Here is a 16,766-nt window from a genome sequence, read left to right on the forward strand (position 1 = left end):
CAAGAAGAAAGGATTGTACTCTATATTTTTGCTAGTTGTTGGACGCACTCTATTAACATTTCTTGAGTTGATTTTTGTTGTTTTGCAGCCATTTCTAACAGAATTTTTTCAAATCTTTCAATATAATATTTTATACTAAAATAAATGCTGACTACCTAAAGGAGTTCCTTTAGTAATAGATTTACCTGCAACTTTCCCTAGTATATTTTCATAGTATTTAGGTTCTAGACCATAGCCTGGACGCACAATTTTAATATTGTCCTTCGTAAATTCTTCTCCTGCCTCAATATCTTTGGATACATAAATTGAACGGCGGAATTTTAATGATGCTTTTTCTTTTTCTGTTGGACCATAAGTAACTTTCCCCATCGCTAACCAAGCACGTTCTGTTTCATCTACAAGTGCTTTCATTTCAGCTGGCTCCATCGAAAAAGACGAATCCACCCCTCCGTCAGCACGGTTTAGTGTGAAATGTTTTTCAATGACTGTTGCACCTAACGCAACACTGGCTACAGCTACACCAATTCCCATCGTATGATCGGATAATCCTATTTGTACATCTTCAAATAATTGCCTCATATGTGGAATTGTTAAGATATTCGTGTTTTCAGCTGTTGCTGGATAAGTGCTTGTACATTTTAAAAGTACGAGATCTTTACATCCTGCTTCTTTTGCAGTTCGAACTAATTCGTCTAATTCAGCTAATGTTGCCATTCCTGTAGATACAATCATTGGCTTTCCTGTAGATGCCACCTTTTTGATAAGTGGTAAATCTGTGTTTTCAAAAGAAGCAATTTTATAAAGTGGCACATCTAACTCTTCTAAAAAATCAACTGCTGTTTCATCAAATGGCGTACTAAAAGCAATCATGCCTAATTCTTTCGCTCGGTCAAAAATAGGCTTATGCCATTCCCAGGGAGTATGGGCTTCATCATATAACTCATGAAGTTTTCTCCCTTTCCATAAATTCCCTTCATCTACAATCATAAAATCAGGTGAATTAACATCGAGTGTAATTGTATCAGCAGTATAAGTTTGAATTTTTAAAGCATGAGCTCCACTTGCAGCAGCTGCTTCTACTATTTCTAGCGCTCTCTCTAAAGACCGATTGTGATTTCCTGACATTTCAGCAATGATGAAAGGTTGGTAATCCTTTCCTACTAATTTATCTTTAATCTTAATATTCCCCATAACTACTCCTTAGTATATTATTTCATTGTCTGCTCTGAATATTTTTTTACCAATTATACTTTTATCGTTAAATTCAATCTGATTAAGTTCTCCAAAATGGTCTAAAATTGACCATTCTACATCTTTGAAACCTAATTGATGTCTAAAAGTTATTGTACTAGAAAACCTTGGGTTAATTTCAAATATCATAGGTCCCTTAGTAGTTAATCTTAGTTGTATATTAATACTTCCCGAAAAATCTATACATTTACATACTTCATTTAAAAAATTTGAAATAATAGTATTTTCGACAACTTCTGCATAACCAGTACGCCCACCCGATAAAGTTCTCCTAAATACTATAGTTTTTAAATGTTCATTATTCTTGGCTTTAAAAATACCACAAGTATATTCTTCATCATTTGGCAGTAATAATTCTTGAAAAATCCAATCTTCTTTTCCTTTTTTCATTTCTACATAATTTTTTTCTGTGACAATACTAATAGCTTTACTACCAGATCCATCTTTACTTTTTATAATACATGGAAACTCTAAAGGGACAGAATTAGCTACTTCATAAGTCCATGGAGAAGGAAATCCGTTCTTTTTTAAAAATTCGGATGTTTCATATTTATCAAAAGCTAAGTCCATTATATTAAAACTTGGCATTAGTATTTTTACACCAGCAATTTCAGATATTTTATTTTTATTAAAAAACCTAATTTCTGGTTCTGAAGTAGGGATTATTAATTTAATGTCATACATCTTAACAATCGTTTCAATAATATCCATATAATTATTTGAGATTACTTTAGGACATGTCCTAAAGTAATCGTAAAATAAATGAGATGGAAATTGATCATTGATATCTACACCTATCACTTTATCGATAAAATGAATATCTTTTAATATTTGAGACATTCCTCTACCTATATCTCCGGCTGCTCCGGTAACCAATACTGACTCTAATCTCATTTTTAAAACTCCCTTTTTATAGATCAAGCCTATTTCTTTTCAAAACTGAAATTAAATATTCTTTGTTTGAATTACTACTTTTCTCAATATCCTCAATTAAAGTTTTAACTTTATATGGAGTCCTATAAGGTATATAAACATTATTTTTTGTATCTAGCATTCCCCATGAAGCTAGTCCTCCTATATCTTTACTTTGTCCAACAGACCCCACATTTATCAATGAACATTCATCATATTTAAAAATTAATGGGTAATGAGTATGCCCCATAAAGATATAGTCAAAATTATTATTACAAAAGGATTTTAATATATTAAATTGACTATTTGGGTAAAGATAATAATCAGTATTTCCAGGAGAACCATGACATAATTTTATTGAAATATTATCAATACGAATCTCCTTTTCGGCTGGTAATTGAATTAGCCATTCAAGGTCTTTTTCACACATCTCTTTAATAGCTACTTCATGACCTTCTCCATATTTCTCTGTTAGTTCTTTAATTTTTATTTCTTTATGTATCACCTTCGTAATTAAATCTTCATGATTGCCTCTTATAACTGTTGCTTTTAATGATCTAATTTTTTTGATAACTTCTATAGGATAAGAGTAATATCCAACCAGATCGCCTAATATAAAATAGTGATCAATTCCTAAGAGTTTTGCATGATTTAGTACAGCGCTTAAAGCATAATAATTCCCATGAATATCTGAAAGTATTCCAATCTTCATATTACTTAATAATCCTTTTCACTATTTCATCAGCCACTGTTACTGCATCTTTAAGTTGATCATCATCCTTGTATTTCTGAAATTGATCTATTAAAGGGAACTCATTAAAATTAGAATTTCGAATTGATTGTTGCATTTTTGTATCCATTACTCCTGGATCAATATTTAATATCTCAATATTATCTCTTTCTTTTTCTAGAACCGACAAAAACATCATAATTGCTGCTTTAGACGAACAATACAAACTCCAGCCTTCTACAGCCTTTGTTGCTGCTCCAGAAGAAATATTTATTATCTTTATTTTTTTCGTAATTGGAGCTATTCTTACAAGTTGGTTGATTAAAATGAGAGGAGCAAAATAATTAACATTAATGTTATTTTTTATAGAATCAGCATCGTCATATTGACCAACTTTTTTAATAGGACCAATAACACCTGCATTGTTTATAAAAACTATTTCATTTACATCATTAAAATAATCGCCAGTAAATTTATCAAGTAAACTATTTAAGTCATTATCATTAGCTAAATCACAATTTAGCAAATGTATTAACTCAGGAGATATTTGTGAGACATCAAGTTGTGATTTCGTGAATTTTCTGCCGATAGCCACTATTTTTTCTTTTCGTTGTATTAATTTATTTGCTATCTGCTCTCCTAAGCCGCTAGATACTCCAGTTATCATAAATAACTTCATTTCTATACTTCACCTCAAGCACGAATTTGTGTCATTATATTTTTACATACTAATTGTTTTTTTATCTTTTCAAGACTCAATAGTTCGCTACAAGCTTTTTTCATATTTTCAAGATTTTCTTTTTCACTAAAAAAGTTTAATAATACTTCTTTTAAATACGAATCAGATATTTTCGTATAGTACCCCAAATTATAAATCGCTCCCCGTCTACCAACTGCATTCACAACTTCTTCTTGATTTTGAGCAGTAATAATAACTAAACTTGGTAATTTAAGAATACATCTTTCCCAAAGATTAGTACCACCTGCTCCAATCCCCACATCTGCCCTCTGGATTAATTCAGACATATTATTGACTTGTGAATATAAATTGCAATTTGGTATCTTCTTGCATAGGATTTCTATCTTTTGTTTATCGGGATTTCCTTCTCCTATTATTACATTTATAGTAATTGGAATACCCCTAATTTCACTAATAGCTTTAAGAACTTTTAATGTTTCCCCTGTCGGATCAGTTCCACCAAAAAACAATAAAATTTTCAACTTAGTTGTATCTCTTTCTATATTTGTTTTTAGAGATGCTAAAAACTCCTCCCGCAACAACAAAAAATTTGGTCCTAATAATAATTTACAACTAGGATTCACCATATTTGCATAACGTTGTTCTAAACCATCATAATAATTTTGATCTAATAACAAATCAGTATCGTGTTTTCTATTAGCTAAATCATCTATTACCATCATTTTCTTAGTATAGGGGCGAACTACCCCTTCCCATTTAATATCAATTGAATAATGATCCACTATTATCATATCAATAGCAACATTAAGTTTCGCTATAACATCAATTGTTTGCATCGCATCTTCTAACCAACAATCACGAATACATTCCCAATGTAAATCCGTATTTATCTTAGTTAGAACAAATACCTCAAAGCCTTCCTTACGAATAAGCTCTACCATATTCCCTTCTAATTCTCGACAAATAAAGTATACTTTCACATTGTTCTTTATTAGTTGCTTCGCCAATGTAAGACATCTCATTACATGTCCCGATCCAATCTGTATTGATGAATCTGCTCTAATTAAAACTATCATAATTACTCACCTTATATTATTTTTTCATAAACATTTACGGCCAGTTGTAGCTACTTTTAATACTTAATTATTAATCAAGACTCAATATGTCATTACAAATATTCTATAGGATATATCATTTACTCTCGTTTAAATTAGTAATTTATTCCACAAGTATAAATTCATTCAATTTTTATTCCCGTTAATACTACTCATAAATGCACGTTTCCTCTATAGTTGCTGCTGATCTAATTGACTCCAATATATTGTTTTGGAGAGTCTTCCCTATACTATTAGTTGGTTGTTTTGCTGAGAGTTACACTCTTTCATCCATCGTTTTTTTAGATTATTAAAGCATTAGATTATTCATGTTGAAATATATTATTAAAGTAATCGCCCTTTAACTAAACACTATAGCACTCTAAGAATTGGAAGCATCGTATTTAGATTAATTTCATGGCGATAAGCTTTAAAATATTTCTCATTTATAGATATGTTTGTATTTATTAGAAAATTATCACTTGTTATTCCAAGGTTTTAATCGCATTCTTTTGCACTTTCCTCCTATTGAATGAAGATTAGCTAACCATTCATTATAATCTGAAATAATTCTTATTTATTTCGAATTATAAGTAGAATCAAAAGAAAAATATCCTACTATTTGTCTCCCTAACCCCATTTCAGCAAGTATTTTGTATATTTCTAATAGTTTTGCGGGAGATTTGGAATGTAAGTAATTTTCAATTTCCACTCTTTTCCTATGTATATCTTTTCCTATAGCAGCATTTTTAATATAATTCGAAGAATCTATTAACAAGTTAAGGTCAATTGGATAATCCGAATAAAGTTGATATTCTTTAAATCCAAATTCATTACATAAATTCACAAGACCCTCTTTATTAAAATAAGACAAGTGGTCTGGTATGGCTATCCAAAATTCTGTATCTATTTTATTTGTCTTTAATAAATATTGTTGAAGTTCAGAAAAATCGTTAGGAACTTCGATAATTAACAACGAATTTTCATTCATTATCTTTCTTAACTTTTCTAATAACTTTCCTGGGTCTATTACATGTTCAAGAACGTTATTCATTGTTACTATATTATAGCTTTTACTTTCAATAGCTAAGTTATCTATAACGTCCATTGTATCCCCAACTAAAAGATTCTCTAACTGTTGAGGATTATGAATTTCACAACCGTGAGTACTAAAATCTATCCCTGTTACATCTAATCCTAAATTTGAAAAGTAATTCAAACAATATCCCTCTCCTGCACCTATATCTAGCATGGAAAGTTCCGAAAACGATACATTTTTTTTGCTATCAAAAAATTTTCTTATTATAATCTCTTTTTGCTCTAGATGATTATTAAAATACTTTTTTTCCTCAATAGTGTATTCATGAGAGTAGGAACCCTTATTATCCTGGTAGTATGTCTTAGTGTAATATTCGTTCAATTCTTCCTGTGTAGGACGTTTGGCAATTTCATAATATCCAAAATCATTTCTATTAACTTTATTCATATAGGTACCTCTATTCTATAATAGTGAAATTTAAAAAATCTGCTGTAAACAAATACTGTTTGATTTTGTATAATCACCTCCCGACATAAAGAAGATAATTAAATCTAAACCTTTTTTTGTTCAATCATAGCGTTAATATCATTCCATTCTGGATGCTCAGCTAATAGACTTAAAACATCCTTCCAAGAAAATACCCTCTTATATGGATAGATTGACATTATTATTAATTTAATTAACTCGAAATCTTCCACAGTATCAACAGTCCAACGATATTGACTATAATCTTGTTTATTCTTAATAAATCCTAAATTGAAACATTTAGGATTTGAATACATATATGTTGTAACATGTTCCTTATCCCGTGATAAAGTCGCCTCTTTGTACGTCCTTTCAAGAGAGGCTTTAGAAAAGACCTCTGTATCTAAGCCTCTCGGATATGTTTGTTCAATTGTATTGGATACATAATCAAAGTCATTTTCAAAGAAATATCGTATTGTTTCGTCCACAATAACAGGGTCAATAATTGGACAATCTGAAGTTAATCGAACAATAACGTCTCCCCCGTATTGATTGACTGCTCCATAATAGCGCGATAGCACATCATCCTCTGATCCTCTATAGTAATCCACACCATAATTTTCACAAAATTCTACAATAACATCATCTTTATGGGTTACAGTCGTGGCAATCACCACTTTATCAATATACTTAGAATGAGCTATTCTTTCTAATTGATAAGCTAATAGCGGCTTACCATTAACCTCTTTAAGAACTTTTCCTGGTAAACGCGTAGAACCCATACGTGCTTGAACTATCGCTGTTACTCTCATTTTCTTCCCCTCTTTATGACCAATTTCACTGCTTCAATAACATCCTGAATATCTTGATCCTGCATTAATGGATATAAAGGTAACGAAATAATTTCTTCATAGAGTTGCTCTGCTTTTGGCAATGATCCCTTTTTATAACCTAATTCCTGATAATACGACAGTGTATGCACAGGTATATAATGAACATTGACACCAATATTAAGTTTGTGTAATTCCTCAAACACTTCTTTTCGAGAAACAGTCAATTTATCAAGTTGTAGTTTCAAAACATACAAATGCCAACTAGAATCCGTCTCCAGATACTGGTAAGGGGTCTGTACCTCTAAGAAATCGCATAATGCATCATTATAAGCTACAACAATTTCTTTACGTCTTTTAACAAAGCCATCTATTTTTTTTATTTGACTACATCCTAATGCGGCTTGTAAATCAGTCATACGATAGTTATAACCCAAGAGTTCCATGTCATAATACCAAGGGCCATGATTTTCAGTCAACGCCTTCGGGTTACGTGTAATCCCATGCCCACGGAATTGCAAAAGCTTCTCATAATACTTTTTACTATTCGTCGTTATAATACCACCTTCACCTGTCGTAATATGTTTTACAGGATGAAAGCTAAACATGGTCATATCACTTAATGCACCAATCTTTTGTCCTTTATATTCAGCACCTAACGCATGTGCAGCATCTTCAATTACAATTAAATTATGTCTTTTTGCAATAGTATGAATTTCATCTAGCTGTACAGGTTGTCCTGTAAAATGTACAGGAATAATCGCTTTTGTATTTGGTGTGATTTTTTTTTCAATTTCTAAAGGATCTATATTATATGTATCTTCCTTAATATCAGCAAAGACTACTGTTCCACCAACATAACGTACACAATTTGCGCTTGCTGCAAAGGTTATAGGTGTTGTAATAACTTCATCACCCTCGCCAATACCAGCAGCAAAACATGCACCGTGAAGTGCTGCTGTCCCATTCGAAAAGGCTACTGCGTATTTTGCTCCTACATATTTAGCTACCTTTTGTTCGAAACAAGCTACTGTTGGACCAGTCGTTAAAAAATCACTTTTTAATACTTGTAAGACTGCTTCTATATCATCTTCTTCAATCCATTGCTTCCCATACGGTAAATAAGAATCTCTCAATGTCATTCTCTCCTTAAAGAAAAAAATGCAGTCAAAGACTACATTTCCTCCACCAACTCTTGTAATTGTTTAACGGTTAACCAATCTGAATTATTATCACTTGTATAGGCAAAACCATCAGGCAACGTTTTACCGCCATTTAATTGCCCTTGTGGCCACCAAGCTAACTCTGGTTGAATAACATAGTAATTGTCAAACTCTAAAGTGTGGCGTGCATCGTCTTCCATAATCATCGCTTCATGTAATTTCTCACCTGGTCGAATACCAATCACTTCAATTTTGCATTCTGGTGCAATTGCTTTTGCAAGATCTGTTACCTTCATGCTTGGAATTTTAGGCACAAAAATTTCTCCGCCATACATACGCTCTAAATTATCTAGAACGAATTGTACTCCTTGGTCAAGTGTAATCCAAAAACGTGTCATACGTTCGTCTGTAACAGGTAACTTACCTGTATCCTTAATTTTTTTAAAAAATGGTACAACACTACCACGGCTTCCTACTACATTACCATAACGGACAACCGCAAAACGCGTTTTCTTTTCCCCTACATAAGCATTAGCAGCAACAAATAACTTATCAGATGCTAGCTTTGTCGCACCGTATAAATTCACTGGGCTACATGCCTTATCTGTCGATAGAGCTATGACCTTTTCTACACCACGATCAATTGCCGCTTCAATAATATTTTGTGCGCCATGAATATTCGTTTTCACTGCCTCAAACGGATTATATTCACATGCATCAACATGCTTCATTGCTGCTGCATGAATGACAATATCAACTCCATCAAATGCTCGATATAATCGATCTTTATCCCTAACATCCCCAATAAAGAAACGAATACGATCATCTTGAAATTCTTGCTTCATTTCATATTGTTTTAGCTCATCACGGCTGAAAACAATTACTTTCTTTACGCCTTCATTCAGCGCCTTATGAATAAACTTCTTCCCAAAGGACCCTGTACCGCCTGTTACTAACACAGTTTTATTAAATAATATCATCAATTATATCTCCAATCTTACTGTTGGTTGTTCAGATTATTTCTACTTAATAAGCTCAATATGTTTTTATTATACCGAAATTTTATATTATATATATCGGTGGATTGTCAAAAACATAAAGAAAAACCCATAAATCTATGGGTTTTTTATAAGTTTATAAAATTGTTTCTCACTTATTAAAGGAACACCTTCTATTTTTGCACCTTGTTTAGCTGTATTGTACACATAGCATTCACTTATTTTACATTTGTAATTAAACCATCTTAAATAACTATTTAAATTAGGCAAAGTTTTAATAGACTCTCCGTCATTAGATTCTATTTCAACAAGCTCTTCTTCTTTTAATATTTCTCTACCAGATGTAGAATTATTAGCATGCGTTTGGTTGCCCGTTAAACCTAAATCTTGACCAAATAAAATTACAGTTTCAAATTCTAGATATTCCAATAGGCTAAAGCCAGTAGTGGCTACTGAACCACCCGTTTCTATTAAAGGATAAGATATTTTTTTTGCATATTGCTCTGCTAGGTCATAACCTTCTTGTAGTAATATATATTTATTTCCTACATGAGACTTTACCGTATTAAAATCTGCAGTACTTAAAAAGAATAAATCCCCTGTAAATCCTGTATTTTTTAATTGTTCAAAAATAATTGGTTGGCAATCTGATATTATTACACCATCTGGAACAATACCTTCTTTCAGTAGAACTTTTAAGGCAGACCCTACACATAATAGATATGCCTTTCCTTTAGCAGCTTTTAACCACGCTTTAGTAAAATTTAATGATGGACCACTAGATATTAGACAAGAAACTTTTTTTTTATTTAAGCTATCCTTAAAATTTCTTAATGTAAGAAAATGTTGTTGTATATTTTCTTGGAAATTCTTTTCCATCACCGGAGAAAAGCGTTTGTAAGACATCTGCTTCACTTTAATATCCATTAACAAACTATATAGAGCATGTTTTTTTTCCATTACCTGTAACCATACATGTGGTATTATGATTTGATAATCCGTATGAACAGTTATTTTTTCAATATCTGTTGTTATAATCACGCTATCTGGTAATTCCATTTGAAAGGGCTCAGATTTATAAAGTTCTATTTCTTTCTTATCCAAAGCATAAACTAAGATAGGTTTTCTTCCATATACTATTTTAGCCAAGGAATGCAAATGATATCCTAACCCTAACCCAATCAATAAATATCCTTTAGCGTTATTATCGAATTCGCTCTCAATGAATTTGTCCACTTCTACTAAAGGACGATACTTGCTATACAATAATATATTATTTACTTTTAATGACGCATTGCCATCACGTGCTTTTATTTTTTCAAAAATCATTGATTTTTAGAAGCTCCTACAACTATTGCTGAAAAGAACGGATTAATTTCATACTCAAATATATCTGCAACTAAATTATAATCGCCCATAAAAAGCCCATCATTTATTTCCACTAGATAATCTATAATCTTTGTCATATCGAAAGTGATAGACACATTATTTTCTTTAAACAATCTACTTGCTTCGACTATCCAGCCAGCCCCTTCCGAAAAATCTCGAATATGAGTCATAGCTTCAGTAATACGATCATCACGTAAAGTATTTGCAATCATCATACACCCTTCAGGTAACCTCTCAATATATTCATTAAAGCTTACAATTGTTTCTTTTAAAATATCCTCCATGATTAAAACCTCACATAAATTTATTCGTATTTTCTATTACATTTTCAATATATTGTTTCGAAAATTCAAAAGCCTCTAATAGCCTTGAATATAGTTCTTTGTTTTGATTAAATACTCTTTGATACACTTCCGCATTACTTTCTCGTGCAACTGGTTCATAATTACGTAAAACATCCATTGTAATAGGGTCAAATATATGATTCATAGCTGTTTTTGATTTATATTTTTTTATAGATTTATCTATACTATCCAATTCACGTAAAACACTTTTATCAAATACTGTATTCGATTTATTTCTGTCTAATTTGACTAGACCAATTTTAATCTCTCCCATAATCTTATTATAAATTGATATCTCTTCCTGCATTTTCTTAACGAAATCACCTAAATCGAAATTTTTTGTTTTCGATTGATTACTTTTCTTTATATTCACATCTTCATTAACATATAAATCACAAAATACTGAGAATGGAAGTTGATTCATCCCTTCTATTTTCACTCCACCTTCTGTACAATTAAAAATAGGAGCTGAATGCTTCATTTGCTTATTAAGCCTTTCAAAATCTTTCTTCATAAGTAGGAAAGCATAGTCAGTTAAAACTTTATCATCATAATAACCATTAACCTCAAACATTCCTCTTTCTTTTTTATAAGCCTCATCTATTTTTATAAAGTGTTTATTACTATCCTCATGTGATTTATTATCCGTATAGGCCAAATCCTGCCCAATAATTGCAATAGGACCTTTTGTCATGTAACTAGCAACAGTAAACGCAAAATTCGCTACAGAAGCGCCTCCAGCTATAAGAGGGATTTCTATTGCAAATTTATCTATTACATATTTTTGGAAATCATTATCCCCTGCATCTAAGAGGGCGTATTTAGTATTTGGAAATGTCTCTTGAATTTTATAATGACTACTAAAACCAAAAATAAGATGGGACTTAATATTACCAATCGATTTAAAGTGATTGTAATTCGAAATACCTCCGTCTATAGAGACTATATAATCAGGTTCTATGTGATAATGTAATAGAGAGTTAATTGTAGATCCTGAGGCTATCATGATAACATTATCCTTAACTTTTTTTAGCATCGAAATCTGTTTTTTTAAAGATGGACCACCAGAAATAACGACAATCGGACAATTATATCGTTGTTTTATTTCTTTTAAAGAATGATTCATATATGTGTGCAAGATATTATTGATGTAATTCTCTTGCCAACCAAAAGAAAATTGTCTAGTTGTATTTTCTCTTACTTGATGAATCCTTTGAACAGTTTTGATACTTTCTAAAACAACAAAGTACTCTTTCTTTAAGATTTTATCATAATTGGGAGAACATATAATTTTCACCTTGATACTTAAATTTCTTAAGCTTGCATTTAGAACCTCTTCAATAACTTCACTTCTTATATCCTCAACTAGTATGAAGTCATGATTAGCATTCTTTGCATTACCTTGAATTTTTTTATAAAGAGGATCAATAACAATTAAGCTCTCTTTTTTATGTAATTTTTTTTTAATTTCGTCAATAATGTACCCTAGACCGTATCCAAAAACTACATGAATGTAATTTGGTTCAAACTCTTTTTCCACAATTCTTTCCGCTTCTTGAATAGGATTATATTTACTATGCAAGAAATAGTTGTTGACTTTGACTGTATTTAAACCGTTTTTAGTATTCAAATATTCAATGTTATATTCACTCAATTTTAACCACCTCTCACATATTATCGTCTTCAAAAAAAAATAATAAAGGAATCTATCAAAAAGACAGATTCCTTTATTTTAATAAACTCTATTCAATTATTGTAATAATTGAAGAACACCTTGTGGTTGTTGGTTAGCTTGAGCTAACATAGATTGAGCAGCTTGCATTAGGATGTTGTTTTTAGTGAAGCCCATCATCTCTTTTGCCATGTCAGTATCGCGGATACGTGACTCAGCAGCTGTTAAGTTTTCTGAAGTTGCACCTAAGTTGTTGATAGTGTGCTCTAGACGATTTTGAACAGCACCTAAGTCAGAACGTGTTGCAGAAACTGTCGTTAATGCTGTATTAATTGTTGTAATTGCAGCATCAGCAGCAGTTTGAGATGAAATACTTAATCCAGAAACACCAATTGCGCCAGCACTCATACTTGCAATTGAAAGACTGATATTTTGACCTTCATTTGCACCGATATGGAATAATTTAGCATCAAATGAACCGTTTAATAATTTTTGAGTGTTGAACTCAGTATTGTTTGCGATACGTGTAATTTCTTCAGCAAGCGCGTCGATTTCTTTTTGTAAATCACCACGGTCAGAAGTTACGTTAGTATCATTCGAAGATTGTACTGCTAATTCACGCATACGTTGTAGGATAGCGTGAGTTTCGTTTAACGCACCCTCAGCAGTTTGGATTAAAGAGATTGAGTCTTGAGCGTTTTTAGTTGCCATGTCAAGACCACGGATTTGTCCGCGCATTTTTTCAGAGATTGCTAAACCAGCAGCGTCATCGCCAGCACGGTTGATTTTGTAACCTGAAGATAATTTCTCAAGGTTTTTAGAAGCTTGAGTGTTGTTGAAAGTAAGGTTACGGTGTGTGTTTAAAGCTGAAATGTTGTGTTGAATTCTCATTTGGAATTCCTCCTTGAATTTGTATTTTTGACCCACATCCTTGTGGGAAAGTATTGGTTGAGGAGTTAACCTCTCCCTTACAATTTATATATCGTATAGCTTTTTAAAAGTTTAATAGTTTTTTAAATTTTTATATAAAAATTTTTCCAACATGGATTAAATCAATTTCTATTAAGAGTTCCCCCCTACATAATCCTTCCTTAATATCTATACAACATCGAAATAAACTCATGTCCGCCACCGATTGTCCAGAACATAATGACATCGCCGCGTTTAATACGACCCGATTCGATTCCTTCGTATAAGGCAAAGAAAGGACTACTTGTGCCTGTATATCCGTAACTGTCACCTACATAAATCATTTTTTCATCTGGGATGCTAAAATGCTCTTGGATTTTTTTGATATTTACGTGCGCAAATTGTGAGAAGCAGAATGAATTTACGTCGTTGATCGTTAACCCGTTTCTTTCTAAGAGCTTTTCAAACATCTCACAAGTAGCTGGAATACTCATCGAACCATCGAATGGAAGCCAGAGCATATAATCGGTTGTTCCATTCCCCTTTAGACCTTGAGCTAGTCCCTGAGCAGGATATAAAATATTATTTCGATTACTAGAATCGACCTCGGTCATCGCATCGATAAAACCAATATCTTCTTCTGTTTTTTCTAGTATGATTGCAGCAGCGCCATCTCCAAAGTTTGCAAATGTCATTGGGTCTGTTGGATCTGATATTAATGAGAAATAGTCCGCTCCTACTACTAATGCTCTGCTGGCATGTGGATTAGATAGCATATAGCGTGATGCTTGTTCTACTGCAATCGTCATACCCGCACAATTCGCGTTAGTGTCGTAAATTATCGTATCTTTTCTTGCGTTAATGGCATTATGAACAAAAATAGCATTTGTTGGGACAGTAGTTTCAGGAATTTGTGAAGAAAAGATAATCATGTCAATATCTTTGCCTTCCAAACCTGATTTTTTCAATACACGATGAGCAGCCTCGATCGCCATCGTCTGCGTATTCTCTTCATTATTGTCAACAATATATCTTTTCTCTCTTCCCATAATTTCTAAAAAGTGAGATATGTCTTTCCCTTGCCCTTTGAAATGCTCCAGGTAATATTCGTTATGTATAGCTTTTTTGGGGTGATAGATTTCTACTGAGTTTATTTTGATGCTTGTCATAAATGATCACTAACCTCCAGAAGGCAATATGTATTCTATTTTTTAAATATTCGTACTTTATTATTCGATAAAAAAGGAAGACAAGTGTCTCCCTTAATAAATTTCTTCAACGCTAAGATTATTAAGTTTATTGTTACGACCTAATCGTCCTAATTGCATTTTTAAAATCGGACTATTTTTAGGAATCCCAATTACTACTTTATTAAAGCCTGTTTTACTGTAAAGCTGGAAACAAGCTTCTAAACTTGGAATCATATCCTGTGTAACAAGATTTAAATCGCGGCAATCAAAATTTAACACAAACTCATCTGCTTTGATACCACTCAGTTTACTGTTGTAGTCAGCAATAAATTTATTTGCTTGCTCTGGTGTAAATGAACCACTTACCATCATATCTACAGATTTTTTTGATGAATTAACAACCATTGTGTATTTTCCTTCAGCCATGTTATTCATACTCCTTTTTTAAAATAATATTCTCTAGCACTCTATCATTCTAGTATTTTTATTAAATATTGTCAAAATATTTTAATATTATCCATAGGTATGATAGTTTGGAAATGCAATTTCAATTTTTTTCGATATTTATAACTAGGGTACAAAGAACCAATATTCTTAAAAATATAAAAACCGACCTTAGGAAGAGGTGATAACTTCTTAGATCGGTTTCTGAGATATTATTTTTTTAGCTGCTTTAAAAAGTCTACGGATGCATTGAGTGCTTCCTTATTCTGTTCCTGAATCGCTTCATACACTTCAGAGCGATGAACTTTCACTGATTTTGGAGCAACAATACCTAGCTTTACTTGATCTCCCTCAACCGCTAAAACCTTCACTTCAATATGATCGCCAATCATAATGGATTCGGTTTTTTTTCTAGATAACACTAACATTACTTCGCACTTCCTTCCAATACACGGATTGGATGACGAAGCGGATATTTTACGCTGTCCTGAAGTACAATTTGTTTGCCTTGCTTTTTATTCGTATTAATAACAATAGGGGCTAGTAAATTTATTGTTGAATCTTGGAATGAATCTTTTAAAGTCACTATCGAATACGCAATAACTTCTTCTTCTTTTTCAACCTTTAAATCTTCTGTGTCTTCTTCACTAATATCAAACGCATAATCAGGCTTAAAGGCAAAGGGATATGCAACGACAAATCCAATTTCCTTCTGCTCTGTAGATTGTAAAAGTGCTAAAGGTAGATCCGCTTCGAGTGATAACAGTACAAATTTTTGGATATCAGGAAAACCCGGTAGTCCGTACTCAAATGTTAATATTTCTTCATCTTTAATTTCAACTTCACCTAAAAATTTAGTGTCAATTTTCATCATATAAGCTCCTTTTAACCAACTACATCAATTTCTACATGGGGTCTTTGAATCATTGTACCAGTTACATCACCCGGTGTGTATTTATGAATTGGTTTGTTCACCTGAACGTCAATTTTTGGCTTTTGTGGTGTAAAATTAACATCCGTTTTACCAGGCGTATAATCGATTTTAACAGACCCTATCGATGGAACGAACTTGATATTATATGGACCTGCACGTTTTGGACCGTGATTTTGCTTTGCAATGCTTTGAATGGGCGCTCTTCCCTGACCTTTTCCTGCGCTTTCCATCAACTGCCTGCCTTCACCTGCACGACGAGATATCCCTTTCAATAGTTCTTGCTTTCCTTTTTCAGCATAATTTCGGCTCGATTCTAGTGGACCAATTAATCCTAAATCACGTCTTGCTTGAGACGAGTCTATTTTCAATTGTCCTCGTGTCGTATTAATATCTAAAATGGCTGCCGGTTGTTGGATCGTTTGTGTCGCTTTTGGCTGCTCGATATGCTGCTTTGGATTATGAATTTGTAAATCCATTTGGATATCTGTCGTTCGAATTTGAATTTGTGGGAGTCTCATAAAAATATAGCCCCTTTCAATAAAAGCGCTTGAACAAAACTGTCCAAACGCTATCTTTTCATATAGGTTGCCCCTGACGCTTTGCTTTCGGGGCTGAACGTCCACTTCGTGGGTTGCCCCTGACGCTTCGCTTTCGGGGCTGAACGTCCACTTCGTGGGTTGCCCCTGACGCTTCGCTTTCGGG

18 protein-coding genes are annotated in these 16,766 nt (G+C 32.6%); all 18 read right to left on the reverse strand.

The genetic code is table 11. The features are described 5' to 3' along the window. Positions 1-135 precede the first annotated feature (135 nt). The 18 genes from pseI to V4T18_RS15705 all read right to left on the reverse strand — a co-directional run bounded on the left by pseI (position 136) and on the right by V4T18_RS15705 (position 16,582). The gene (gene pseI, locus V4T18_RS15620) at positions 136-1,191 is read right to left on the reverse strand and encodes a pseudaminic acid synthase (protein ID WP_332650945.1); all 1,056 of its coding nucleotides are present in this window, start codon (positions 1,189-1,191) and stop codon (positions 136-138) included. Between the two features lie 9 nt (positions 1,192-1,200). Continuing rightward, a complete protein-coding gene (locus V4T18_RS15625; RefSeq protein ID WP_332650947.1) occupies positions 1,201-2,145 on the reverse strand; it encodes an ATP-grasp domain-containing protein in 945 nt (314 codons plus the stop codon). A gap of 16 nt (positions 2,146-2,161) precedes the next feature. Beyond that, entirely contained in the window at positions 2,162-2,875 is a 714-nt protein-coding gene (locus V4T18_RS15630; protein WP_332650948.1) for a metallophosphoesterase family protein, read from the reverse strand. Between the two features lies 1 nt (position 2,876). Continuing rightward, positions 2,877-3,572, reverse strand: a complete 696-nt coding sequence (locus V4T18_RS15635) for an SDR family NAD(P)-dependent oxidoreductase (RefSeq protein WP_332650949.1) — start codon at positions 3,570-3,572, stop codon at positions 2,877-2,879. Positions 3,573-3,586: 14 nt separating this feature from the next. Then, complete coding sequence (gene pseG / locus V4T18_RS15640) at positions 3,587-4,669, reverse strand: UDP-2,4-diacetamido-2,4,6-trideoxy-beta-L-altropyranose hydrolase (protein WP_332650950.1); 1,083 nt, start codon at positions 4,667-4,669, stop codon at positions 3,587-3,589. A gap of 595 nt (positions 4,670-5,264) precedes the next feature. Beyond that, on the reverse strand, positions 5,265-6,173 hold the full coding sequence (locus V4T18_RS15645) for a class I SAM-dependent methyltransferase (RefSeq protein ID WP_332650951.1): 909 nt from the start codon (positions 6,171-6,173) through the stop codon (positions 5,265-5,267). Between the two features lie 104 nt (positions 6,174-6,277). Further along, entirely contained in the window at positions 6,278-7,003 is a 726-nt protein-coding gene (locus V4T18_RS15650; RefSeq protein ID WP_332650952.1) for a glycosyltransferase family protein, read from the reverse strand. After that, a complete protein-coding gene (gene pseC / locus V4T18_RS15655; RefSeq protein ID WP_332650953.1) occupies positions 7,000-8,163 on the reverse strand; it encodes a UDP-4-amino-4,6-dideoxy-N-acetyl-beta-L-altrosamine transaminase in 1,164 nt (387 codons plus the stop codon). Before pseC ends, V4T18_RS15650 begins: the two co-directional genes overlap by 4 nt. A 32-nt stretch (positions 8,164-8,195) precedes the next feature. Beyond that, positions 8,196-9,164 (reverse strand): UDP-N-acetylglucosamine 4,6-dehydratase (inverting), encoded by a 969-nt coding sequence (pseB, locus tag V4T18_RS15660; protein ID WP_332650955.1) that lies wholly within the window; start codon positions 9,162-9,164, stop codon positions 8,196-8,198. 135 nt (positions 9,165-9,299) lie between these two features. Beyond that, the gene (locus V4T18_RS15665) at positions 9,300-10,511 is read right to left on the reverse strand and encodes a motility associated factor glycosyltransferase family protein (RefSeq protein ID WP_332650957.1); all 1,212 of its coding nucleotides are present in this window, start codon (positions 10,509-10,511) and stop codon (positions 9,300-9,302) included. Beyond that, positions 10,508-10,855 (reverse strand): hypothetical protein, encoded by a 348-nt coding sequence (locus V4T18_RS15670; protein ID WP_332650960.1) that lies wholly within the window; start codon positions 10,853-10,855, stop codon positions 10,508-10,510. The genes V4T18_RS15665 and V4T18_RS15670 overlap by 4 nt, the downstream gene beginning before the upstream one ends. Positions 10,856-10,865: 10 nt before the next feature. Next, complete coding sequence (locus V4T18_RS15675) at positions 10,866-12,569, reverse strand: motility associated factor glycosyltransferase family protein (RefSeq protein ID WP_332650962.1); 1,704 nt, start codon at positions 12,567-12,569, stop codon at positions 10,866-10,868. A gap of 96 nt (positions 12,570-12,665) precedes the next feature. Then, a complete protein-coding gene (locus tag V4T18_RS15680; RefSeq protein ID WP_332650964.1) occupies positions 12,666-13,478 on the reverse strand; it encodes a flagellin N-terminal helical domain-containing protein in 813 nt (270 codons plus the stop codon). Between the two features lie 200 nt (positions 13,479-13,678). Continuing rightward, complete coding sequence (locus tag V4T18_RS15685; protein WP_332650965.1) at positions 13,679-14,665, reverse strand: ketoacyl-ACP synthase III; 987 nt, start codon at positions 14,663-14,665, stop codon at positions 13,679-13,681. A gap of 93 nt (positions 14,666-14,758) precedes the next feature. After that, positions 14,759-15,112, reverse strand: a complete 354-nt coding sequence (locus tag V4T18_RS15690; RefSeq protein WP_332650966.1) for a hypothetical protein — start codon at positions 15,110-15,112, stop codon at positions 14,759-14,761. Between the two features lie 230 nt (positions 15,113-15,342). Next, the gene (gene csrA / locus V4T18_RS15695) at positions 15,343-15,558 is read right to left on the reverse strand and encodes a carbon storage regulator CsrA (RefSeq protein ID WP_332650968.1); all 216 of its coding nucleotides are present in this window, start codon (positions 15,556-15,558) and stop codon (positions 15,343-15,345) included. Continuing rightward, on the reverse strand, positions 15,558-16,001 hold the full coding sequence (gene fliW, locus V4T18_RS15700; protein WP_332650969.1) for a flagellar assembly protein FliW: 444 nt from the start codon (positions 15,999-16,001) through the stop codon (positions 15,558-15,560). The genes csrA and fliW overlap by 1 nt, the downstream gene beginning before the upstream one ends. Positions 16,002-16,015: 14 nt before the next feature. After that, the gene (locus V4T18_RS15705) at positions 16,016-16,582 is read right to left on the reverse strand and encodes a DUF6470 family protein (protein ID WP_332650971.1); all 567 of its coding nucleotides are present in this window, start codon (positions 16,580-16,582) and stop codon (positions 16,016-16,018) included. Positions 16,583-16,766 lie beyond the last annotated feature (184 nt).

The sequence above is a fragment of the Lysinibacillus sp. 54212 genome, from assembly GCF_036662795.1.
Lineage (GTDB): Bacteria > Bacillota > Bacilli > Bacillales_A > Planococcaceae > Lysinibacillus_B.